Origin of the sequence: Paenibacillus thiaminolyticus (assembly GCF_003591545.1) — a bacterium.
Classification (GTDB): Bacteria; Bacillota; Bacilli; order Paenibacillales; family Paenibacillaceae; genus Paenibacillus_B; species Paenibacillus_B thiaminolyticus_A.
In genome coordinates, this window is sequence record NZ_QYZD01000004.1 from 170,629 (window position 1) to 191,449 (window position 20,821).

The 20,821-nt window shown below is 51.2% G+C and carries 19 protein-coding genes, 3 pseudogenes and 1 other annotated feature; of the genes and pseudogenes, 9 read left to right on the plus strand and 13 right to left on the minus strand.

Annotated elements, in window-relative coordinates:
- Nucleotides 1-61: 61 nt before the first annotated feature.
- On the minus strand, nt 62-3,073 hold the full coding sequence (locus tag DQX05_RS07145; RefSeq protein WP_119792419.1) for a KAP family P-loop NTPase fold protein: 3,012 nt from the start codon (nt 3,071-3,073) through the stop codon (nt 62-64).
- A 252-nt stretch (nt 3,074-3,325) separates the two neighbouring features.
- On the opposite strand from DQX05_RS07145, the gene DQX05_RS07150 reads away from it, so the two are divergent.
- From DQX05_RS07150 to DQX05_RS07160, 3 genes are all read left to right on the plus strand, one after another.
- Nucleotides 3,326-3,643, plus strand: a complete 318-nt coding sequence (locus tag DQX05_RS07150) for a hypothetical protein (RefSeq protein WP_119792187.1) — start codon at nt 3,326-3,328, stop codon at nt 3,641-3,643.
- 113 nt (nt 3,644-3,756) lie between these two features.
- Complete coding sequence (locus tag DQX05_RS07155; protein WP_119792189.1) at nt 3,757-3,981, plus strand: hypothetical protein; 225 nt, start codon at nt 3,757-3,759, stop codon at nt 3,979-3,981.
- Nucleotides 3,962-4,318: a hypothetical protein gene (locus tag DQX05_RS07160; RefSeq protein WP_119792191.1), complete on the plus strand. Its 357-nt coding sequence runs from the start codon at nt 3,962-3,964 to the stop codon at nt 4,316-4,318. Before DQX05_RS07155 ends, DQX05_RS07160 begins: the two co-directional genes overlap by 20 nt.
- A gap of 631 nt (nt 4,319-4,949) precedes the next feature.
- Here DQX05_RS07160 and DQX05_RS31815 read toward each other — a convergent pair.
- Nucleotides 4,950-5,233 (minus strand): annotated as a pseudogene (locus DQX05_RS31815) (multidrug resistance efflux transporter family protein); the annotation flags it as partial.
- 9 nt (nt 5,234-5,242) lie between these two features.
- Here DQX05_RS31815 and DQX05_RS07170 point away from each other — a divergent pair.
- Nucleotides 5,243-5,415 (plus strand): annotated as a pseudogene (locus DQX05_RS07170) (N-acetyltransferase); the annotation flags it as partial.
- 52 nt (nt 5,416-5,467) lie between these two features.
- Here the strand turns inward: DQX05_RS07170 and DQX05_RS07175 are convergent.
- The 8 genes and pseudogenes from DQX05_RS07175 to DQX05_RS07210 all read right to left on the minus strand — a co-directional run.
- Nucleotides 5,468-6,454: an SMI1/KNR4 family protein gene (locus tag DQX05_RS07175; protein WP_119792193.1), complete on the minus strand. Its 987-nt coding sequence runs from the start codon at nt 6,452-6,454 to the stop codon at nt 5,468-5,470.
- Between the two features lie 10 nt (nt 6,455-6,464).
- Nucleotides 6,465-6,866 (minus strand): hypothetical protein, encoded by a 402-nt coding sequence (locus DQX05_RS07180; RefSeq protein ID WP_119792195.1) that lies wholly within the window; start codon nt 6,864-6,866, stop codon nt 6,465-6,467.
- Nucleotides 6,867-6,920: 54 nt separating this feature from the next.
- A complete protein-coding gene (locus DQX05_RS07185) occupies nt 6,921-7,367 on the minus strand; it encodes an Imm63 family immunity protein (protein ID WP_119792197.1) in 447 nt (148 codons plus the stop codon).
- Nucleotides 7,368-7,399: 32 nt separating this feature from the next.
- On the minus strand, nt 7,400-7,822 hold the full coding sequence (locus DQX05_RS07190; protein WP_259391842.1) for a hypothetical protein: 423 nt from the start codon (nt 7,820-7,822) through the stop codon (nt 7,400-7,402).
- A 388-nt stretch (nt 7,823-8,210) separates the two neighbouring features.
- On the minus strand, nt 8,211-9,785 hold the full coding sequence (locus DQX05_RS07195) for a GMC family oxidoreductase (RefSeq protein WP_119792199.1): 1,575 nt from the start codon (nt 9,783-9,785) through the stop codon (nt 8,211-8,213).
- The gene (locus DQX05_RS07200) at nt 9,782-10,378 is read right to left on the minus strand and encodes a gluconate 2-dehydrogenase subunit 3 family protein (protein WP_119792201.1); all 597 of its coding nucleotides are present in this window, start codon (nt 10,376-10,378) and stop codon (nt 9,782-9,784) included. The genes DQX05_RS07195 and DQX05_RS07200 overlap by 4 nt, the downstream gene beginning before the upstream one ends.
- A 3-nt stretch (nt 10,379-10,381) precedes the next feature.
- On the minus strand, nt 10,382-10,780 hold the full coding sequence (locus DQX05_RS07205; RefSeq protein WP_087443802.1) for a hypothetical protein: 399 nt from the start codon (nt 10,778-10,780) through the stop codon (nt 10,382-10,384).
- Nucleotides 10,781-10,948: 168 nt separating this feature from the next.
- Nucleotides 10,949-11,650: pseudogene (locus DQX05_RS07210) on the minus strand (ABC transporter ATP-binding protein); the annotation flags it as partial.
- A 121-nt stretch (nt 11,651-11,771) separates the two neighbouring features.
- Here DQX05_RS07210 and DQX05_RS07215 point away from each other — a divergent pair.
- From DQX05_RS07215 to DQX05_RS07230, 4 genes are read left to right on the plus strand one after another with little or no spacing between them, the layout of a single operon-like run.
- On the plus strand, nt 11,772-13,268 hold the full coding sequence (locus tag DQX05_RS07215; protein WP_119792203.1) for a spore germination protein: 1,497 nt from the start codon (nt 11,772-11,774) through the stop codon (nt 13,266-13,268).
- Nucleotides 13,269-13,273: 5 nt separating this feature from the next.
- Nucleotides 13,274-14,491, plus strand: coding sequence for a Ger(x)C family spore germination protein (locus DQX05_RS07220; RefSeq protein WP_119792205.1), 1,218 nt, complete (start codon nt 13,274-13,276; stop codon nt 14,489-14,491).
- A complete protein-coding gene (locus tag DQX05_RS07225; RefSeq protein WP_119792207.1) occupies nt 14,472-15,575 on the plus strand; it encodes a GerAB/ArcD/ProY family transporter in 1,104 nt (367 codons plus the stop codon). The genes DQX05_RS07220 and DQX05_RS07225 overlap by 20 nt, the downstream gene beginning before the upstream one ends.
- The gene (locus DQX05_RS07230; RefSeq protein ID WP_119792209.1) at nt 15,572-15,775 is read left to right on the plus strand and encodes a hypothetical protein; all 204 of its coding nucleotides are present in this window, start codon (nt 15,572-15,574) and stop codon (nt 15,773-15,775) included. The genes DQX05_RS07225 and DQX05_RS07230 overlap by 4 nt, the downstream gene beginning before the upstream one ends.
- Nucleotides 15,776-16,072: 297 nt before the next feature.
- Here the strand turns inward: DQX05_RS07230 and DQX05_RS31820 are convergent, their stop codons facing one another.
- Genes DQX05_RS31820 through DQX05_RS07240 form a run of 3 tightly spaced genes read right to left on the minus strand, consistent with a single transcriptional unit; the run spans nt 16,073 to nt 18,001 of the window.
- Complete coding sequence (locus tag DQX05_RS31820; protein ID WP_259391843.1) at nt 16,073-16,513, minus strand: hypothetical protein; 441 nt, start codon at nt 16,511-16,513, stop codon at nt 16,073-16,075.
- Nucleotides 16,498-16,758, minus strand: a complete 261-nt coding sequence (locus DQX05_RS31825; protein WP_259391844.1) for an ABC transporter transmembrane domain-containing protein — start codon at nt 16,756-16,758, stop codon at nt 16,498-16,500. Before DQX05_RS31825 ends, DQX05_RS31820 begins: the two co-directional genes overlap by 16 nt.
- 31 nt (nt 16,759-16,789) lie before the next feature.
- On the minus strand, nt 16,790-18,001 hold the full coding sequence (locus DQX05_RS07240) for an MFS transporter (RefSeq protein ID WP_119792211.1): 1,212 nt from the start codon (nt 17,999-18,001) through the stop codon (nt 16,790-16,792).
- A 536-nt stretch (nt 18,002-18,537) separates the two neighbouring features.
- Nucleotides 18,538-18,794 (plus strand) — a binding site (T-box leader).
- Between the two features lie 60 nt (nt 18,795-18,854).
- Here DQX05_RS07240 and brnQ point away from each other — a divergent pair.
- Entirely contained in the window at nt 18,855-20,216 is a 1,362-nt protein-coding gene (gene brnQ / locus DQX05_RS07250) for a branched-chain amino acid transport system II carrier protein (RefSeq protein WP_119792213.1), read from the plus strand.
- Nucleotides 20,217-20,821: the final 605 nt, after the last annotated feature.

Genomic DNA, 20,821 nt, shown 5'->3' on the forward strand with positions numbered 1-20,821 from the left:
CGACAGGGCAAAGCTTCCGATGCGTTTTCAATACATATGTTGGAATACGCAAGCCGAGGAATTAGTTCTCTTTCTCAGTTGCCGGTCTATCATCCTGCTGTATCAATTCATCCAATACTTTATACGTCTCTTCTACATGACGGGTAAAAGATGCTTCGTCTTCGCCAATAAGCCATTTCTCTTCCCCGTTCCATTGCCTTCCTTTTATCCTGTCCCTGTGCTCAATCCAATAATTTTTGATGCGCTCTTTATCAAGGACCTTCAAAAATCCTTCCAGGCGGGGCACACGATGCTTGGTATGACCGAACGTCGTTTCGAAATTGATAAAAAGGTAATCCAAAAAATAATCAAAGCCTTTTGCATGCAGCCGGGGATTAAAACAAATGGTAAAAAGATAGTTATTGATCGACTTATTGATGCCTTGCCCGTCTTTATCGCCTTGCATATTGTAGTAACCACAAGGAATGCCGCTGCTATAGATCGTGCTCCCCAACTGATAAATAATAAAGTTGAGCAGCTTCGATTTCCATCCTTGCAGTTTCTTCTCGAAATCCTTAGCCGGGATCTGTGATTGAATATATCCGTAAGAACAGCCGCAAATCTCTTCTGCAGCTATCCCCATCACTTCATCAAAAATATTGATTTGCATGTCAATATATCTGTTTTTGAATATCCGGAATATATATTGAGAGATTTCACGCATTTCTCCAATGACGATGTCATTGACAGTTCCTTCCGTAGGGTTATCGGGTCCGCCGTGTATAGACAATGCCCTTGACAAATTAAACATATCCCCGCCTCTGTCCGCGCTGCAGCATAAACGGAAGATCAATAAATCGCGCAAACCAAGAAGACCTCTTTCTTTTGCAGCCAGTTTCTCCAGTATTCCATCCTGTCTATGCCGATTCTCACCAAAAATCCATTCTGCAATTTGAATGACATGGTTATCGCTGTTATTCCAATGCTGCCCTTCCTCGTCCGTCCACCCAATTTTATTCAGTAATTTTGCGATGAAAAAAATAAGGGTAAAGCTTCGAAAACCAATGTTCATCTTTTGGATGTCAAGACATGAGTATTGCGGTAAAGATTCCAGAGCATAAGAAATAATTTCCTTTGCTTTGTCTGGTGTAAATTCACTGTGCGGCGAGTTAATTAGAATTCGCCAGATTTTCTCATGATTGGCCTCTCCGCTTGAGAAGGAAAACTCTTCACGCTCCAGCACCTGAGTAATGCTTGTTCTATGCAGCAGTTCATTTTTCAAATTGACATAAAACTTATACTGCTGTGTGTGGGCGGGACGGGATACTTTAATGATAAGATTTAAGTACTGTTCCAGATTTCTGCCGCCGGGACTCCACTTCGATCCATTAAAGCAAGCATAGGAAGTGAATTGTTCCTGAGAAATATGGCTCGCCGATCCCAATCTTTGCTTGACATCAAACACTTTATTTAAAATAAACCTTTGCTTTTCAGTCAGACCTCCGAGGTATGCCGTATACTTTGTGGAATTTTTATAGACATCTTCTTGGCTATGCGATTCATCGTCTTCCGGATAGTCGTCATCATATTTTCGAATCAGCGAAAAAAAACCTCGTTTTCCCTGCGCCTCCGTATTGTATATTTTTCTGAAAATATTCGGGTAATTGATGTAGATAATCAGCAGATGAATAAGATCATGCTTATCAAAATCCGAATTCGAGAAATCCAGCTGTTCAACCTCAAGCAAGAGCATCGTATTAATGAGTCTTTTCAGTTTCCTTGCATCCCCTACAAAAGGAATGTACAAATCATATTCCTTGGAATGAAATATATCCTTGAGCCCCTCGACGGCTTTGGCTACCAATTCAGGATTGCTTAGCAGGTTCCTGGCTAATGATTTATCCGTGTTCTCCGTAAAATATTTCAATAATAATTTATAATCGATGTACAAGCTCGTTTTGATATTGATGAACTTCTCCAGAAACTCATTAATTTTTTCCGTATCTAATTTTTGATGCTCGAGTGCCGTAAGATTCTCGGTGTCATAACAGAGCACATAAGATAAATTGGGAAGAATAAAGGATTTTTTGATGACGAACAGGATCTCTTTGATATTGGAAAAGGTTAAACGGTCTAAATCATCCACAACGATCACAATTTTTTTATCGATGCTTCTCAGGACCATGCTTAGCCTGTCAAATGTCTTATCAATGGAGGACTTGTCGAAAGGCAACCCAAAGCGAAATCCCGAAATAGACAACGATAAATTCGAATCGTGTAACAGCTTGACATACTTGGCCATTAGGGATTCCAGTTCCGGGGCGAAAAAATTCTCCTTGATTACCTTCAAGAGACCATCCGCAAATTTCTCCATTAGGTTATCGCTGTTCTCAAACCGAAGCGGATCGAACATGTACACGATAATTTTATCATCGTAGTGGTTGTCCCAGTGTTCCTTGCACAGATTGACGAAGGTCGATTTCCCTGTTCCCCATGGCGCATCGATTCCGAATACCAAGCTTTCCGGCGAACCTTGATTATATACCCTCTCGGCAAATCTCACGGCCATTTCAGAAAATTCAAACGCATCATCATGTCTGCTCCGTCCTTCTTTATCACTGATGAAGCTCGAATCTCTATAAATTGTTGTCATCCGATTCATCTGCCGCTCTCTCACTGCTATCGCCGCAATGAACACGAGAGGAAGGGAGATCAGCACGGCTATATGCGACCAAGCCAGCGCCCCAACCCAATTACGGAGATCGCCGATTCCAATCCCGCCAATGAAGAACATCGAGAGCATGCCGGCGGCAAAAACGATAAGGAGATCGTACCTCCCGCTCCTTATGATGCTACGGATGTGTCTCCATGCCTCTCTTTTCACGAGGCAGAATACAATGATGAGAAGATACAGCGCGCCTATCATCCAGAACCAGGCTTCCTGTTGATGATGAATGGAGCTGCCGTAAAAACTGAGAATAACTTCGATGCCCCCAAGTACAAGCTCCGCCAGCAAGACACCAAATAAAAATAATTTACATAGCAGGTAATGATTTATTTTCATAAATTCGCGCTTATCGTTAGTATCTAGCATCTTCTGATCCCCCGCCATCCCTTTATTCGCACCAGCGCTAGTTTATCCTCTCGTCTTATGTCTAATATGCAATTAGGTATAATATGCCATTTTAGAGTTATTTCTCTATTTTCCCAGATGTCTGCAAACAGAACCATACGCGGATCAGACGTTAGATCGACTACCCCATTTTCCAAGCAACTCACACTTTGGTGTCTTTTACCACTACATAATAAGGGAACTTGTATGAATTCATCATGATGGAGTGGGAAAATGACAGATCATACGACGGAATACGGCCCGGAATGCGGGCACAAAATGGAAGCCGTGCCGGGGGATGTGACCTGGTGCGAGGAATGCAATTGGAACATCGATTCGAACTGGTGCCACATCTCTTCGTTGGGCCTTTTGGAGCGGATCAATTACCGCATGGGGGTTCAAAAATCACATCACTTGCTTGAGGAGAATCTGCACACCGAGCGAATTACATATCCCTTGACCTGGCGCAAAGCGCTCGCTTATCTGTTAGCCGGCAGTATCTATGCAGCTACGTTCAGCCTACCGATTATTGCGGTGAATTGTTTTTTATAGCAATTCGCTGCGGCTTACCCAGCTTGCCTTTGTCCTGTTTCTTCTATTCATCGGCGCATCATGCGCATAAGGATGTGACCCGTTCCTGGTTTATCGAGTCAGCGAGGCATATTATGGCTTCTTGGTACGAGTTCGTGCTTCCATACTGCGAAGAGGGCGAAGTGCTCGGGCCGATCTCCACACCGATTCGTTATGCCCGGCTGCTGCTGGCTAATCTGATTTTCATCCTGTATTACGGCCTCGGTATCACGGTTTGGGATGAGAGCCAGCGCGCCGCGTATTTCGCGGACCGAGTCGCGGGCGAGATCGTGGGAACCGATGCCGCTTGCTCGGCCTAGCAAATGTCACTTCGCTCCCGTATTCTGGCTGACGGCTGAGCGAATCGCCCGCTACCGCTTTGCATCGGATTTGTTCGGGGAATTCCGCCAGAAGATGGAGCATGTCCCCGCAAGCGAGCAGAAGCGAATCCAACGGATTTGCGATTCCAGCGCTGTGCAACTGGATTCCACCCATCCGCCGACACAGTACAGATTACGGAGTCTGCAGCATCATCAGGTAATGACGCCGCGATATGTGCCCGACAGCAAACTGAAAAATCAACTGGAGGAAGAGTTCGCGCGCCTGGAGAAATTAAGCCAGCGCTACCTGCTGGATGATATTCGGGCGGCGTTGTGATGGAGGGGCGCCTATGCTCCATAACAGCACTAATTAACCACATCGGCTGTGTAGATGATGGAATGTGCTTCTCTTTCATGGCAATCAACAAAAAGGGAGTGTCTCATAGGCTTTGCACTATGAATGAGGTGACGGGTCAACAGAGGATGTTGAGATGGGAAAAACGGCGGCGGGAAAAGCGATAGAAGATAGATGAGACAGTGTAATCCTGCGTTACTACAGCAATTTACGTTAATTAGGCTGCTATTTGATGAAATTCCTGCACAAGTACATTATTTCTATCGATTTTTATCATTTAATTATTGAATAGTCTGAAATTGATGCAGTTTTGCAGGCTTCCCTGTAACGGAGTACACTTCATACAGGAAAGGTGTATTTTTGCAGTATTTCCGCGAGTTGAGCTTGAGAATCAGGGGGCTGTCTCACTGTACCTATCTACTACTATTGGGACACCCCTTTTCTATTTAGCCGCTAACATCTTGCTTGCGACTCATTCCAACCTTATGAGATAACAGACACATAACTATGTGATATCATTCCAGCATAATGATGAACATTCCGCACCATGATAAAATAGAAGGAAGCGGAGAAGCTAATAACACGATTGGCAAAAGTACTTCCATAAATTGATAGAAAAAACCAAAATGGCATAGGATAGGCCAAACCCTACGGAGCTCCACAAAAACCATGTCCCTGTATTTTCTCACATCACTTGCAATAACGGCCGCAGCTTTTTCCTGCTCATCACAATCACCAACAGGAATGGAGCCATAAATATAAATCGTAGCGACGCACTCCATATCCAACTTCATCCTGATACTTCACTGTCTCGATTCAGTATATATGTAAAACAAAAAAGAAAGCCAAACAAATGCCTAACAAAATGGACGTATTACTTGCTTCAAGCTCTTTCATCAGTGAGACATGACAGAACAGTTAATGGCATGCGTAGATATGGTAAGATATGAGACCGACGACCCGGAAATATGCTCCCATCCGGCGAACTGCCTGATGGTCGCATTGGCGGGCATGTGCCATTCACATCCATAGAGCGATTTGACCGCATTCGCTTGCGGAAACGTTTCATGAATGATTAGGAACGGTCGAAAAACGAAGCATTTCGCACAACGGAAATGAAGTGATTTGGAATCAGGAAGCCGAACCAACCGCATTCAGCCTCCCGATCAACTCTCCGGCTGCGGTTGGCGTCAAGCGCAGACTATCGCCGCCGTCCGTAATCTGGCCTTGCTGTAGCCGGGCGTCCAGCCAGTCGGTAATAAAGGCCGGTGCATAGCCTCCCGTGCTGAAGGCTCCGCCGAAGGCGATCATTTTCTCGTAGTTGGCCAGATACTGCTCTCGGGTTGTCTGCGGATACGTCTTCGTGTACAGCCACAATTGCAGATCGTACATCAGCATGGAGCGCTCATCCGCATGAAAAGCAAAATACCCTTTTTCTTCAACGATGTCTGTACAGATAGTACGGATGATGCCTTCGATATCCGCCACTTCGTCAACATGGGCGCACAGTTCCGACAGCAGCGGTGAAAATTGGCCATGGGCCACTCTCCGCAAGTCCTCCTGCTTGTCCTGTTCGGAGGTATCGAATACCTCCTCATTCACCAGCCCTTGAATGAAGGCGGCGAAGTTCGGCGCCAGCAACGTAATGGCATAGTCCAGTTCCTGATCGACATGGACGACGGCAGGCTCCCCGTCCCTGCCGCATGCCCGGTAGTCGAGCATCACGACATCATGCCCAGCGGAAGGACAGTCGCAAATGACCACACCGATATCCGGATAGCCCCACTCTTCTATCATAAAAGGGCTGCCGAACTCCCCGCATACAGAATACGGCTTCTCGCGCCCGATGCCCATAATGCCGGTAATGGCGATATGATTCTCCGCCCAGGAAGTGGCTTCCTCTGTCGGAAAGCAGGTATTCACCGGCACCCCGCCATTATGCCGCTTCATCAGCGCAATATAAGACGCAGGTAATCTATATCCGAGCTCCTCCTCGAAAGATGCGATAAGCTCATCTGTCGGCGGCTCGCCAACATATTCCTCTAATGCATACTCGCTATCGTTCCAGAAATCAGCAAAATCAACTTTTCCAAAATGCTTCACCAGTTCTTGGTTCATGCTGTCACCTCTATTCATCGGTTCCGTTCTCGTCTACTCTCGAAGATATCGGAAATGTTCCTTCTATATAATCCTTGATCATCCCTCTAATCCAGGGCGTAGCGGCATGTTTCTGCACAGCCTCTCCGATCAACCCGAAATCATCGGACACATACCCCGCCAGATCGGGGTTCTGCGTGATGGCGAAGACTTTCTTAAAGGCGAATTCCCGCAGTTTGTCAATTTCCGAGTCGGGAAACCTACGGGCCTCGGCAGCATTTTGTACGATGTCATGGTTCATGGTCCAATTCTCATCGAATTCCCCCGTGTCGCGCCTGTCTAATTGTTCATCCCAATCGATGTCCGAGGCAAATATCTTTTCAAAGAAAAGATCCCCGTGAACGGCGTTCCATATGTAATCTAGCGATAGCACGGTTAGTTCCCCCCTCTCTACAATATATCTTCTCGAATGCAGCGGAATTCCGCTTCACAACGAACGGTTGGATTCCAGCTCGCGCCGCCTGCCGGCCTTATGCCATTCCTCATATATTCCCCCGATGTCATGGAAGGCCTGATTCACCATGCTTGTCAGTTCCTGAATAATCTCCTTCGTGTATCGCAAGCGGGTATTCACATTGTCCGCCTTGTACTTGTGCAGCAGCTTCACATGAGCGATTGTGCTTACGGTATCTTCCAAAATCCAATAGATGACGTCATCCACATTTTGGGACAATTTGCTTAGCATCTGCACGCCTCGTTCATACATGACCAGCTCATATGCATGCTCTCGAATGCGCACACAGGGGCTGAGATCGCCGATATAATCTTGTTGAAAAGGCTGTGTCACCATGTTTTCATAGGAGTCATCGTAAATGGACGTGTGCCGCAGCAGGCCGATAATCCTAGTCGTAATTTCCCGTTCCGTATGCATCATGGATAAGTGCTTCCCCCTTGAGGCCCTGAAGCTCACAATGGAGCTGGGCGGCAATGATTGTTCCGCAGAAAATGGGCGATTTCCCGGAATAGCCCGGCTGCTTCCTCTTCATAGAACACGGCCACCTCCCGGCCATAGGCGTAATTGAAACGGACATATCCGCCCAGCTCCCGGATGAAGCTCATCCCGGTATGTTCATTGTCGATCAGCAGATCCGGTCGGAAAAAGTCCCGGCAGCGCGCTCCCAGCTCGCGCAAGCTCAAGCTGCTGCCGTTCTCGGGAGTGAATAGAAAAAAGGCGTGTTGTCTCGTCTTATTCCATGGTTCGAAATAAACGGGGACAGCAGACTCGGCAGCGCCGAACGTCTCTTGATAAATTCGATCCAGCGTACCCGTGTAGGATGCAGCCTCGGGCGATATGAGCCGGATCGTCTCGGAATGCCTCGGTAGCCACACGATCCCCTCCGCCTGCGGATGCACGGCCAGGAAATGGCCATCAATAGTTGTCCCGATGGCCACGCATTGGCGAAGCTGCTCCCGGGTGATCGGGCTTGTCTCCTCATGCTCCCACAGAGCATATTCGGCGAGGCCTATCCAAGCATTGTTGCACAGACCGCGATGCCTATCTTTTATATCATACCAAGTCTCGTCTTGTTTTCGATGCGTCCAGGGAACTATGCTAGGGAAAAATACCGATTGATTGCCCCAGGGAGAGGGAGGTCCACAAAAAAAGCAGAAACCCCTTCCGCAACGCTGCAAAAGGGGTTAGTTTACTTCTTTATCTTCCGTTGGCTGCCGGAACGAGATGCCGCCGCACGGCTCGATCTCATCAAATCGGCCTTTGTCATAACTCCAGCTTCTTTACCTTTTCCTTAATATAATCGGCTGTTCGCAGCGCCAATGACATGACCGTGTTCGTCGGATTACCAGCGCCAGACGTGACAAAGATGCTCGCGTCACAGACGAACAGATTAGGAATGTCATGGGTTTGCCCATAGGAGTTGACGACCGAGGACGCCGGATCATTCCCCATGCGGCAGCCCCCCATCATATGGGCGCTGTCCGGAATGACGAATTCGACCTTGCCGCCTGCGGCGTCGAGAATAGCCTTCATATTGGCGACCGCATGGTCAATCAGCTTGCGATCGTTATCGCCGTAACTGAAGGTGACTTTGGCGCGGGGCAAGCCGTACTCGTCTTTTTCATCCGCTAATGTTACCCGGTTCTCCGGATGGGGCAGCACTTCGCCGACCAGCGTGACTCTTCCATAATGGTTGTAATCGAGCAGCGTCTCCCGTAACCGTTCCCCCCACACCGGACCTCCCTCGGCCTTCGAGATCCCGCTCGCGAACTCGAGCGGCCGCGCCCCGTGAGAATGGAGGGTATATCCGCGCACGAAGTTATTGTTCGGGTCGGTCCGGTAGAAATCCTGGGTCGTAGCCAGCACAGGGGTGCCTTTATACAATCTGATTTCGTTCTCGAATTTGGCATAGACGTCGTGACTGCTGTGGACCATGACGGCCTTCCCGACCCAGCCGCTGCTGTTCGCCAGCCCGTCGGGGAATTGCGCGGTCGCCGAGTTGAGCAGAAGGCGCGGCGTCTCGACCACGTAGGCGGATAAGATGACGAGCTTCGCTTTTTGCTCATACGATTGCCCTTCATGAATGAAAGCGACTCCCTTCGCCTTCCCGTCCGTTCCCATAATGACTCGGGTCACCATGCAATCTGCCAATACTTCGGCACCGGCTTGGATCGCTTTCGGGATATGGACGATGAGCGTGCTGAATTTGGCGTCAGGCATGCAGCCTTGATTGCAAAAGCCCCGGTTAATGCACGGCGGACGGCCCTCGAACGGCGCGGACAGAATCGCGAGCGGAGCGACTGAGGAGCGGATGCCGAGCTTGTCGCAGCCGTTCATGAACATGTACGCGTTCGGGCTGAGCGGCTCCCTCTCCGGGTATGGATACGGTCCACGGTAGTTCCCCCACGGAAAATCCTTCGGTCCGGATACGGCAATTTCCTTTTCGTTCCTCGCATAGTATTTTTCCAGGTCGTTATAGCCGATCGGCCAATCCTCCGCGACGCCATCCAGCGTTCTTGCTCTGAAATCCGCCTCATGGAACCGCAAAAACACCGCCGTAAAATGAACGGTTCCGCCTCCGATCCCGCGGCCGGAATTGTTGTGCCCCATCGTCAATGGGTTCTTCCCGTCCACGATTCGGGTATCCTGCCACCCCAGGTTCCTCATCGCAAGCTCATCGCTCGCAAAATCCTTCTGCGGATCACGGAATGGCCCGGCATCGAGGACGACCACGCTCATGCCTGCTTCGCTTAATTCTTTGGCCAGCAAGCCGCCCGCGGCGCCCGCGCCCACGATGACGACATCCACTTCTTCGTTCGCATATTTTCGGTTCATCATTGTTCCGGCTGAGCCTCCCATGGATCCAATTGTCCCATCTGCGTGCGGACATATCCCCGCGGATAGGCGGGACCGGCGTATCCGATGTCGGACCATACCTTCGGGTGAGAACAGTACGCTTCGACCGTCAGATTCAACAGCTTCCTGAACAGCTCGGCTTGCGGTATGCCGTTCCAGACCCCTATGGGCTTGGCGGCGGATTGGCTCATATCTTGCAAAATTTGCTTCTGATCAGCCGCATCCAGGTCCATAAAGGAGGAGGAGTGCAAGGCTTGAGCTGCTTGCTCGAGCGCATGGAGTCCCGCACGAAGCAGCTTCGGCGCTTCGGGAACGCCAGTCTTGCGCTGGCTCTCCCCGGGGGATTGATGCAGCGTCCGATCGATGTGAACAAGCACGAAATCGAGCGCTTCCGGCGTCTCATCGCCGACGAGCAGCGAGCCGATGCGCCGGATCAGGCCGGCCTCAGGCGGTGTTAAAAAGTGAAGGACATTGTTCGGCTTGGCGCGGGACATCACGATGCTCTGGGTATGGTCATCCCATTCATGCCGTTCCTTCATCACATCAAAAGACGGATAATGACTATGTTGTGCCATCGGTCACCCCACCTTCCAGTACATCGCAACCAAGCCCAGCGCGCTTAACGCGGAGAACATCAGCGGGAGGATGACGGGCGGACCAATCATAAAATTGCGCAAGGCCCATCCCCCGACCCGAATCCCGACTCCGCGGAAATGAAAATAAAAGCCAATCAGGCCGGATATCAAGCCAAGCCACATCAGCACCTGGAACAGAGCGGCAAGCCAGGCCTGGTTATACCAGGTCAACACGATCCCGGCAATGAAAAATAGGGGGGAAAGAAACACGGGCACCCACATCGCTTTATGGTGAAAATTTTGGCGATAATGAAACATTGTCACCTGGATGCTCATCAAGAGAAACGCCAGACTGACAAACAAAATAAGAACTCGATCCATCGACCACGCAGACCAATTCATGCAGCGACCCCTTTTTACCAGATTCTCAAAAGTTAATTCAATTATTTCCTGCATGATGTCCGGTTATACTGCTTCTTCGCCATGAGAGAAAGGCCGACCATAAAGAAAGCTCCCGTCTGCATATAGCTTCTGGGAGCTTCTATCAAAAGGCGTGCTTTATTTCACCCGCTACCCGTCGGCATCCTGCTGCAAGCCCCACAGGTTCGCATACAATCCCGCTTGGGCCGCCAATTCGGGGTGCATTCCTTCCTCGACGAGCCGGCCCTAGTCAAGCACCCGGATCGTATCCGCATGTTGAATCGTCTTCAAACGGTGCGCGCTAATGATGACGGTCTTATCGGCGACCAGTTCGTTGATCGCTTGCTGAACAGCAGCTTCATTCTCCGGATCAAGCGAAGCCGACGCTTCGTCGAGCAGCACGATCGGCGCGTTCTTCAATAAGGCACGGGCGATCGATACCCGCTGCTTCTCGCCGCCGGACAGCGTCGAGCCGCCTTCGCCTACAGGCGTATCATAGCCCTGGGGCAATTGCGAGATGAACTCATGGCAGCAAGCGCGCTTGGCCGCCTCCTCAATCTCTTCTTGCGACGCATCCATGTTCCCGATTCGGATATTGTTACCGATCGTGTACTGAAATAGGTATACATCTCGGAACACCATCGATATATGCTGCAACAGCTTCTCGGGGTCGGCCTGCCGAATGGGCTGATCGCCGATCTTGATCGCCCCCTGATGAACATCCCAGAAGCGGGCAATCAAGCGCGTCACCATGCTCTTCCCGCTTCCTGACGTCCCCACCAGAGCCGTAACCGTATTCGGTTCGATCATAAAGGACAAGTCGCGCAGGACCGGCTTAGCATCGAAACCGAACTAGCGACAAATGCCGCAAATGTTCGGCACAGGTCACCGCCCGGATGCCGCTAGACGGGTATTTCTTACCCTCCGAATGGAAATAACTGAATGGGAATATCACTACCCGGAGGACAGTCCCATGAGCAAGAGCGATAATCCCAGCGAGTATGCCGACAATCTTGCATTTGATCCAAGCCGCTTGGACGAATTTGTTCAGCAGTTGACTAACGTGATCGGAGATCCGCCCGATCTTATGAACCACACCTTTGTTATCAGGCCCGGCGTGGAAGGGCATTGTCTTTTCATCGATACCTTGGTGGACAAGAACAGAATTGAAGACAATGTGCTTCGCAGCTTCGCCGAGGCTCCGCTGCCTGCTTCCTCTGAAGGGGATTCAAGCCTAGAGGACATGGTGAAGCAGAGAATCCCGATTGCCTCGATTGAGGCTGCCTCGGATTTGCATTCGTGCGCCCAGCATCTGCTGGAAGGGAAAGCGCTGCTTGTCATCCGGGGAGCGCCGCGTATCCTTGTGCTGGATGTATCGAAGTTCTATCACCGCCCCCTTTCGGAGCCGAAGACGGAGACGACGGTGCGCGGACCGCATGAGGCCTTTAATGAGGATATTGCGACCCACATCGGACTTCTGCGCAAAAGAATCCGCACCTCGGATTTGCGGCTGGAGCAAATGAAAATCGGCAAGGCAACCGAGACGAAGGTCATAGTTGCCTACATGGGATCGCTTGCTCCCGATGAAGTGCTCGAGGAGTTCCGGACAAGGATAAGCCGCATTCATACGGACAGCATTTTGGAGGGCACTTACATCGAGGAATGGATTCAGGATAAGACGCTGACCATCTTTCCCACCTTGATGAGAACGGAACGGCCTGATGTCGTTGCATCTCACGTGCTGGAAGGGAGAGTGGCGATTTTGGTGGACGGCAGCCCTTTGGCGCTGGTCGGACCTTTCACCTTTTTGCAGAGCTTCACCTCACCCGAGGATTATTATGAGCGGGGGGATATTGCCACATTTTTGCTCTGGATTCGGTTTCTCTCTTATTGTCTGGCGGTATTTATTCCCGCACTCTATATTGCCGTCACCTCCTATCATCATGAATTGCTTCCGCCCGCGCTGCTTATCAGCATATCGGCGCAGCGGGAGGGGGTGCCGTTTCCTTCTCCCGTGGAAGCGTTCCTTATGATGATTATCTTTGAAGTGCTGCGGGAGGCGGGATTGCGGATGCCGCGGGTCGCCGGACAAGCGGTCTCCATCGTGGGCGCGCTCGTGCTCGGAGAAGCGGCCGTCAGCGCAGGCCTGGTGTCCGCCGCGATGGTCATTGTCGTCGCGATTACGGCGATTGCCAATTTTGTCGCGCCCTTCTACAACTTCGGCATCACGCAGCGCTTTCTTCAATATTTTTACATGATATTGGCTGCCTTCGCCGGGGGCTTCGGGATACTATGCGGCGTGCTGCTCACCTTTGTCCATCTCGCATCCCTTAAGTCATTCGGTGTCCCTTATCTCGCTCCGGCAGCGCCGACGTTCATCTCGGACTGGAAGGATGTGCTCGTTCGCGTGCCGCGAACGTGGATGAAGACGTTCCCCCGCATGAATAAAACTAAGCGCAAAAAAAGGTGAGACCTATGAGATACAAGGCACTTCAGCGGGCAGGCAAGCTGCTTCTGATCGGATTCTGCTGTCTTTGTCTTCCCGGCTGCTGGGACATGGAAGAGATCAATCAGCTGGCGATCGTCAATCTGGTCGGATTGGACAAGGAGCCAGAGAGCGGAAAATATACGACCTATTATCAGGTCATCAATCCAGGGGGCATGGCTACCCAGAAATCGGCCAGCATGAAAGCTCCAGTATACACCTACCGGATCGAAGCATTTACCCTGGGGGATATTGGAGACAAGTTGCACGACATCATCCCGAGGCGGCCGTTCTTCAATCATTATCAGGGACTGATCGTGACGGAGCGGCTTGCGGAGTCGGGCATGCTTGAATTGATCAATTTTTTCGAAAAACAGCCGGATCGCCGCTCTACCATCTATTTGTTCGTCACGGATTCGCCGCTGTCGGAAATCATGAACACGTATATCCCGATCGAACGGCTGCCGGGCCGGGCGGCGCGTTCCATTATCGAACTCAAGTCCAAATACTCGGGCCAGTTCGGCAAGCAGGCGAGGGTGAAGGATCTCGCCGAAAACATGGAAACCTTCAAGCTGACCGTGCTGCCCGTCATAAGGCTGTCCGAATTGCCGTCCGAGCCGACGACGGACCGGTTTGAACATTTCGATGCCACCCATGGCAATTTTCTGTTGAGCGGCGGCACCGTATTTAAGGCGGATCGGATGGTCGGGAAGCTGACCGATGCGGAGATGGCCTGGTACTATTTGCTGAAAGGCGAGATTGGTATCCTGTATCAAACGTTGACTATCCATGATCAGCGCGTCGAGGTTCAGATGTCAAGTCCGAAGATGCATCGGAAGCTGTCGCTCGTACACGGGCAGCCCGTGCTCCGGATTGAGCTTAACGCGAAGCTACGGCTTCTGCACAATAACCAGGATAAACCGTTGACGCTACAGAACTTGGATGAAATCGAGAGAAAATTCAAGCAGACGGCGGAGAAGAAAGCATCTGATTTTTTTGAGAAAAAGAAGCAAAAAGGTTGGGACCTGCTGGACATTGAAGCGGAAATCAGGAGAAGCAAAGGCAAAGAGTGGGCCGCGGCTAAGCGGAATAAGGAACTGTGGAAGAAGACAAAGCTGGAGCTGTCGGTCAAAGGCACCGTCAGCACGATCGGGAACACGATTAATCCATACTGGAAGAGGGGTAGCGATGGAGAGCGTACGCATTAGCGGATGGCAGTTCTTTTTACTGGTGTTTAATTTCACGGTCGGAACCGCTATATTTCTCAGTCTCGGCGGACTTATAATCACGGCGGGGCAGGATGCATGGATGATTCCGCTATGGACGGGCAGCACCGCCGTCTTGATCGCTTGCTTATGGTTAATGCTGGCGAGAGGCAATCCCGGGCTAAGCATTATCGAAATCTGCACCAAGGTTGCCGGCAATAAAATCGGAGGGCTTTTCGCTTTGCTGTATATCTCCTTCTTTATCGAGATCGCAAGCTGGGTGACGCGCAATCTGGGCACTTTCATGAAGACAGTGCTCATGCCCCGGACGCCGCTGTCGGTGTTTCACCTGATGTTTTTGGCCGTCGCCTGCTACGCCACGATCAAGGGAATCGAGAGCATCGCGCGCGTGACGGAGTTTTTTACCCCCATCGTCGTGCTTCTTTTGATCGCGATCTGCCTGTTCTCGCTGGCGGAATGGAAATGGGAACGATTCGAGCCGATGTTCACCATGAACTTCTTGAAGACGATAAAGGAGACCCGATCGTTTTTGGGCTTTCCCTATCTTGAGGTCATCTCTCTTATGATGATTGTTCCTTATGTCAAGCGCAAGGTCAAGTCCGCTCTGCTCCTTGGCCTCGCGCTGGCTACCGTCTTGCTGAGCGGAGTTCTTTTCGTGATCATTGGTGTGCTTGGCGTAACGAGAGCTTCTCATTTCATTTATCCCTTGTTCATCCTCGTGCAGGAGGTGCGCATTGCGGAATTCATTGAACGGGTAGAGACCACCATCGTGATTATTTGGCTCGTGTGGATTTTCATCAAGCTGTGCATTTCCTATTACTGCGCCGTGGCGGGAATCTGCCAATTGTTCCGCTTGAAGGACAGGACGTGGGTAGCCATCCCGCTTATCCTGCTCATCTCGGGGTTCGCGATCACATTTAGCGACAATGTCGTAGAGACCTTCACCTGGGGAAAAAAATATAACTTCCAATATAACAGCCTGTTCGGGATTCTGATCCCGCTGCTGCTGCTCTTCCTAACCTGGATTCAGAAGCGGCGGAAGCGGAAAAAGGAGACGCCGGCATGATCGGGTTCTTATTGTTCATGGCGGTGGCCGGTGGCGGGGCTCTAGCCATCCAAGTGCGCAAGCGCACGCCGCCCCGGGAGATCGGAATGTTCGTGGCCTTGTCCGTCCTTGGGTTCGTCGTGTGGATCAGCATATTCTTGAACCACAAGATTAACCCGACGGCATGGATAGCCTGGCTGGAAGATCGGATGAGATGGTAGGGCCGTCATCATCCAATAGGAGATATTAGGTTGCCATCCAAGGAAAAACAGTTAAATGTTCAACCCTCTGACACAGCCTTCGTACAATGAACCAGGACCGATTATAAAGACCTATGTTATGAGAAGGAGGGAATTAGATGCATCATGCAGGGTAGAGTCCCCGTTCCGCTGCGTACAGAGCGGAAGAGGGCTGGCGGCTCGGTTGGGAAACGGATATCATTACGGCCGCTGCGAAGTCTGCTAGATCGGTAACGCGTTTTGGAACCGGGCCGCGGTATTTGACCAGCTTGCTGCTCCTTACCTGACCGGCAAAAATGTGGTGATCGCTGGCGGCTTTTGGGATTGGTTGTCGAAATAGCAGCAGTTAGAGCCGAAAATCCGATCCGGCTGGGTTCCGACTGAGACGACGAGCGCCGTCATTTCCCCGGCTTTGGCGACAAAATCAATACCGTTCAATACCGCTTTAAAATCTTTGCTCCCCTGCTTCTCATAGGAATCCGCCGGAATCCCGAATATTTTCACGGCAGGCATCCCCCGCACATATTCCACACCGGTCGCTTTCATCTCTTCCACCGCGAATTGAAAATCACGAAAAGCTTGCTGGCCGCTGGCGCTTGCAAAAAGGCGGGCCTGCAGCCATAAGCCGATGCCGATAGGAACAAGCAGCACGAGGGCCATCCGCCAATCGAGCCAGAATAAATAGCCGATCAGCAGCAGCGGGATCACGATGGCGCACACGATACCGGAAGCTGGTGAGCGATGAATTTCTCGATTTTCTCGACACTGGTCTCGATAATTTTTTTCAATTCTCCCGTCGCTGTCTTCGTATGGTAGCCCATCGGCACCTTGGCGACATGGTCGGCCAGCCTCACCCGCAGCCGGTAGAGGATGTTGAACGCCGCGATATGAGAGCACATGACGCCGATATATAACGTGATCAGCGCCCTTATCAAAGCTAGAAACGCAAAGATCCCCCAATACAAATGCTACTCGCCTTTAAAGACAGGTACATACCTATTTGTCTGCATTTGCCGCTTCCGCTGCTCCCTTGCTTGCGGCAAGCTTCGCGCCGCCGACAAGCAGCGTTAGAGCCATAAGCAGCACTAACGCAGCGACCGCCGCAAAGGGAAGATGCTTATCGAGCTTGTACAGGCTCGTGCTCACAATCGGGGCGATCACGGCGGAGATGCCAGAGACCGATCCGACGAGCCCCGCCACGCCTCCCTGCTGCTCGGGGGTCACGGCAAGCGAGGAGCCGGACATGAAGCCCGGCATCATCAGCCCGGTTCCGACACCGAACAAGAAGAAGGCCGCGTAAAAGCTGACGAGGTCAATGACGAACAAGAAGAGCAGCATGCTGAGTATGAGAAGCGCCGAACCAGCCAGAATCAAGGGCTTGGGCTGCCATTTCGGCTTTTTCATCTGCAGCCACTGCGTTACAATCATTGCCACCCCGCTCACCATCAAGCCCATGGACAACATCCGCGCAGTCTCCTTCGTCGTCATGGACAACTGATCCTGAAAATAGAAGCCCCCAACCACTTGCAAGGTGACAATGCTCAGCATCGTCGCCAGCCCGGCGAACAGATAAAGGCGAAGACCCGGTTGGAACGGATTCAGCTTCGGAGGCTTGGCCTGAATCTTCACCTTGTGCGCCGGGATCAGCAGCAGGGCGACGACCATCGCGATAAGCGGCAGCAGCGCGCCAATATACAACGGCCAGATGAGGCCGATGATCGCGAACGCTCCGGCAATGGCCGGGCCAAGCACGAGCCCCATGCCATTGGCGGCGCCGATCAGCGCCATCCCTGCCGAGCGGCCCTGCTCATCCGTGATGTCCGCCATATACGCCTGCGCCGCGGAGGGAACGGCAGGAATGAACAAGCCGACCAGGCCGCGCGCCACGATGAGCAGCGCAACCAGCAGAGCGCCGCTGATCAGTTGGGACAAGCCGGCATACATCGTCGCCGTGAACAGCACGTAGCTGATGAACATGCCAAGGAAGCCAATCAGGATGACCGGCTTTCTTCCTCGCACATCGCTCCATCTCCCCCACACCGGCGCCATCACGGCCATGGCGACCGATCCGAGCGAGATAATCAGGCCCGAATGGGTCTCGCTCAGCCCTAATTCGCGTATCAGCGGAGGCATCACGGGGGCGATAATCATCAACCCAACCATCGCCACGAACACGCTAAAAAATATACTGAATCGAACTCGAGTCATCTTTACATCTTTCCTTTCGCATCTTTCTTTGCACCGCCATGCTTCCTTCGTTGCTTTACATGGCACATGCTCCTTTTTATGCTAGGCGAGATTTCAGCCGCCAGCCACCGATGAACGGATTATGTCTGCTTCAAAACGGATTTTTTGCGCGGCTTACCGTCTCGGCAGCCAGAATCAAAAAAAAAATCGACTCTGCGGCAGCGGCCGTAACAGGTCGATTCCTAGTTTTATTTTTGATTTTTAGTTCTTCATCTGTGCCCTCGCACTATTGAGCAGCTCCACCAGAGCGATAATATCTTCCTCTGTCGTCTCGCAGTGCTTGAATACAAACCCGCAGCGCCGGTTCCTGGTTCATTTCATAGATGGATATCCAAACCTGTCCGGAGCGCAATACCTCTTGTAAGCGAGTCGGCCCGTCGTATGTCACGAAGCTGCTGGCGGTAATAGGGATAAAGTCTAGCAGGAATATTCTCTGAAATATTGTGCGAAGACAAGCTCCATGGTATTATGTGAAAATAGATAACAAACACTTGACGTAAACTTCATGGACGAGAAGAGTAAGCTATGAATCCCGATCTCCAGAGAGTTGGTGTATGCTGGAAGCCAACGTTCGGCTCATAACTGAAGGTCATCTCCGAGAAGCGCGGCTGAACTCGAGTAAGCCGCGACGGACTTCCACCGTTATCCGGAATTCGTATGGTATATCAGTACGTAATGAGCTGCATGGTGCGGGAACGATAAGAACTTGCTCCGTGAAAATGGGTGGTAACGCGGATCACAATCCGTCCCTGTGAGGGGGCGGATTTTTTGCGTTTATGTAAGAAAGTGTCAAGAAATATAGGGGGAAGAAAAGATGAAATCACTCTCGGGAAGCCACGTATTTTTCGTGGGACTCATGCTTTTTTCGTTATTTTTTGGTGCAGGGAACTTAATATTTCCGCCGATATTGGGGCAGCAGGCGGGAGATAGCTTCGTCGTCGCCATTCTTGGCTTCATTCTGACCGGCGTTGGCTTGCCGCTGCTCGCCGTCATCGCGATTGCCCTGACAGGCCGGGACGTGCAGCATCTCGCTGGCCGGGTGCATCCGAAGTTCGGCATCCTGTTTGCCATCATCGCCTACTTATCGATCGGCCCTTTCATGGGGATTCCCCGTGTAGCTAATGTGTCCTACGAGATGGGAATGCTCCCCTTTTTGAGCGAACCGCTTCAAGCCAACGGTTGGATGCTGTTGATTTATACGCTCGCGTTCTTTGTTCTCGTCTATTGGCTCTGCTTGAATCCATCCAAATTGGTGGACCGTGTCGGGAAGATTCTTACGCCCTTGCTGCTGCTCTCCATCGCCGGACTCTTCATCGCTGCGATGATGAATCCGCTTGGAGAAGCGCAGCCTGCGGTACAGGAGTATGCGACTTCGCCCGGCTTCAAAGGATTCATGGAAGGGTATATGACACTGGATACGATCGCCGCGCTCGCGTTCGGTATCATCGTCATCAATGCGATCCGCGATCAAGACGTCCAGGACAAGCGCGCGATTACGAAAGCCACGATTCAAGCCGCCGTCATCGCGGGTGTGGGCTTGTCGCTCGTCTATGCGGCGCTGGGATGGCTCGGTATGACGAGTGTAACCGAGTTCGGCTATGCGAAAAATGGAGGGCAGCTGTTGACGCAAATCGTCCAAAAACTGTTCGGACAGTCCGGACTACTCTTATTGGCCGTCATCGTTACGCTTGCTTGCCTGACGACCTGCATCGGACTCGTATCCGCATGCAGCCAGTATTTTTCCACCTTATTCAGCCGGTTCAGTTATAAGCAAGTCGCGTTCCTGACTTGCCTAGTGGGCTTATTGGTAGCCAATCTGGGGTTGAATACCATTCTGTCGGTATCCGTTCCGGTGCTGTTGGTCATCTATCCTGTAGCTATTGTGTTAATCATAATGTCCTTGGGCCACCGCTTGTTCGGCGGGCGCCCGTCCGTCTACGCTGGCGCTCTTATCGGCACCGTGGTCATTAGCTTGTTCGACGGGTTGAAGGAGGCCAAAGTCCCGGTGGAGCAGGTTACGGAGTGGCTCAAATATCTTCCTCTATATAAACAGGGAATCGGCTGGGTCGTTCCGGCGATAGCAGGCGGGATTATCGGATGGCTTGTAGGATGGATAATCGGAGCGATATGGAATCGCGGACGAGCCGGTGCTCCGGCTTCGCAATATAAAGACTAAGACGCAGAAAAATAGAGTTACTTCTGACAGAGCCGGCGCCATGCCGGCTTTTTTGATTTTGTGGGCGCCGGGGATTCCCTGTGACGTGTTGATGAAGTGTGTTTGCTTGGAGGAGGAGTAAATTTCTGCATTTATACATCATTTTATGCTATTTTAGCTACTATAAAGTAAAATTCCTGCATTTCTACATTATTTTGACTGTTTTCCACTTCTTTTTAAGTGATAGGACTGAAATTGATGCACTTTTGCAGGATTCCCTCTAAGATGCCGTCGTGATCACGAGAAAGCTGCAGATTTGCAGCATTTTTAAGTTTTAAGCGCTTTTATCGCTGTTCCAAGCTTGCGAACCGAGTCCAACAAGTGGAAGCCTTTTCGATGCAGGGCTAGGCCGGTACACGAGTTCTACCACGAACACTGTAGGCCATACGGGCACAGTACATCTTGGTACACGAACACCGCAGGCCATACGGGCACAAGTACATCTTGGTACACGAACACCGCAGGCCACACGGGCACAGTACATCGCGGTACACGAACACCGCAGGCCACACGGGCACAGTACATCGCGGTACACGAACACCGCAGGCCACTCGGGCACAGTACAT

What these genes read in the sequence shown, in the direction of transcription:
- DQX05_RS07145 (WP_119792419.1), bottom strand. Translation starts at nt 3,073, where the DNA reads ATGCTAGATACTAACGATAAGCGCGAATTTATGAAAATAAATCATTAC.
- DQX05_RS07150 (WP_119792187.1), top strand. Translation starts at nt 3,326, where the DNA reads ATGACAGATCATACGACGGAATACGGCCCGGAATGCGGGCACAAAATG.
- DQX05_RS07155 (WP_119792189.1), top strand. Translation starts at nt 3,757, where the DNA reads ATGGCTTCTTGGTACGAGTTCGTGCTTCCATACTGCGAAGAGGGCGAA.
- DQX05_RS07160 (WP_119792191.1), top strand. Translation starts at nt 3,962, where the DNA reads ATGCCGCTTGCTCGGCCTAGCAAATGTCACTTCGCTCCCGTATTCTGG.
- DQX05_RS07175 (WP_119792193.1), bottom strand. Translation starts at nt 6,454, where the DNA reads ATGAACCAAGAACTGGTGAAGCATTTTGGAAAAGTTGATTTTGCTGAT.
- DQX05_RS07185 (WP_119792197.1), bottom strand. Translation starts at nt 7,367, where the DNA reads ATGATGCATACGGAACGGGAAATTACGACTAGGATTATCGGCCTGCTG.
- DQX05_RS07195 (WP_119792199.1), bottom strand. Translation starts at nt 9,785, where the DNA reads ATGATGAACCGAAAATATGCGAACGAAGAAGTGGATGTCGTCATCGTG.
- DQX05_RS07200 (WP_119792201.1), bottom strand. Translation starts at nt 10,378, where the DNA reads ATGGCACAACATAGTCATTATCCGTCTTTTGATGTGATGAAGGAACGG.
- DQX05_RS07205 (WP_087443802.1), bottom strand. Translation starts at nt 10,780, where the DNA reads ATGAATTGGTCTGCGTGGTCGATGGATCGAGTTCTTATTTTGTTTGTC.
- DQX05_RS07215 (WP_119792203.1), top strand. Translation starts at nt 11,772, where the DNA reads ATGAGCAAGAGCGATAATCCCAGCGAGTATGCCGACAATCTTGCATTT.
- DQX05_RS07220 (WP_119792205.1), top strand. Translation starts at nt 13,274, where the DNA reads ATGAGATACAAGGCACTTCAGCGGGCAGGCAAGCTGCTTCTGATCGGA.
- DQX05_RS07225 (WP_119792207.1), top strand. Translation starts at nt 14,472, where the DNA reads ATGGAGAGCGTACGCATTAGCGGATGGCAGTTCTTTTTACTGGTGTTT.
- DQX05_RS07230 (WP_119792209.1), top strand. Translation starts at nt 15,572, where the DNA reads ATGATCGGGTTCTTATTGTTCATGGCGGTGGCCGGTGGCGGGGCTCTA.
- DQX05_RS07240 (WP_119792211.1), bottom strand. Translation starts at nt 18,001, where the DNA reads ATGACTCGAGTTCGATTCAGTATATTTTTTAGCGTGTTCGTGGCGATG.
- brnQ (WP_119792213.1), top strand. Translation starts at nt 18,855, where the DNA reads ATGAAATCACTCTCGGGAAGCCACGTATTTTTCGTGGGACTCATGCTT.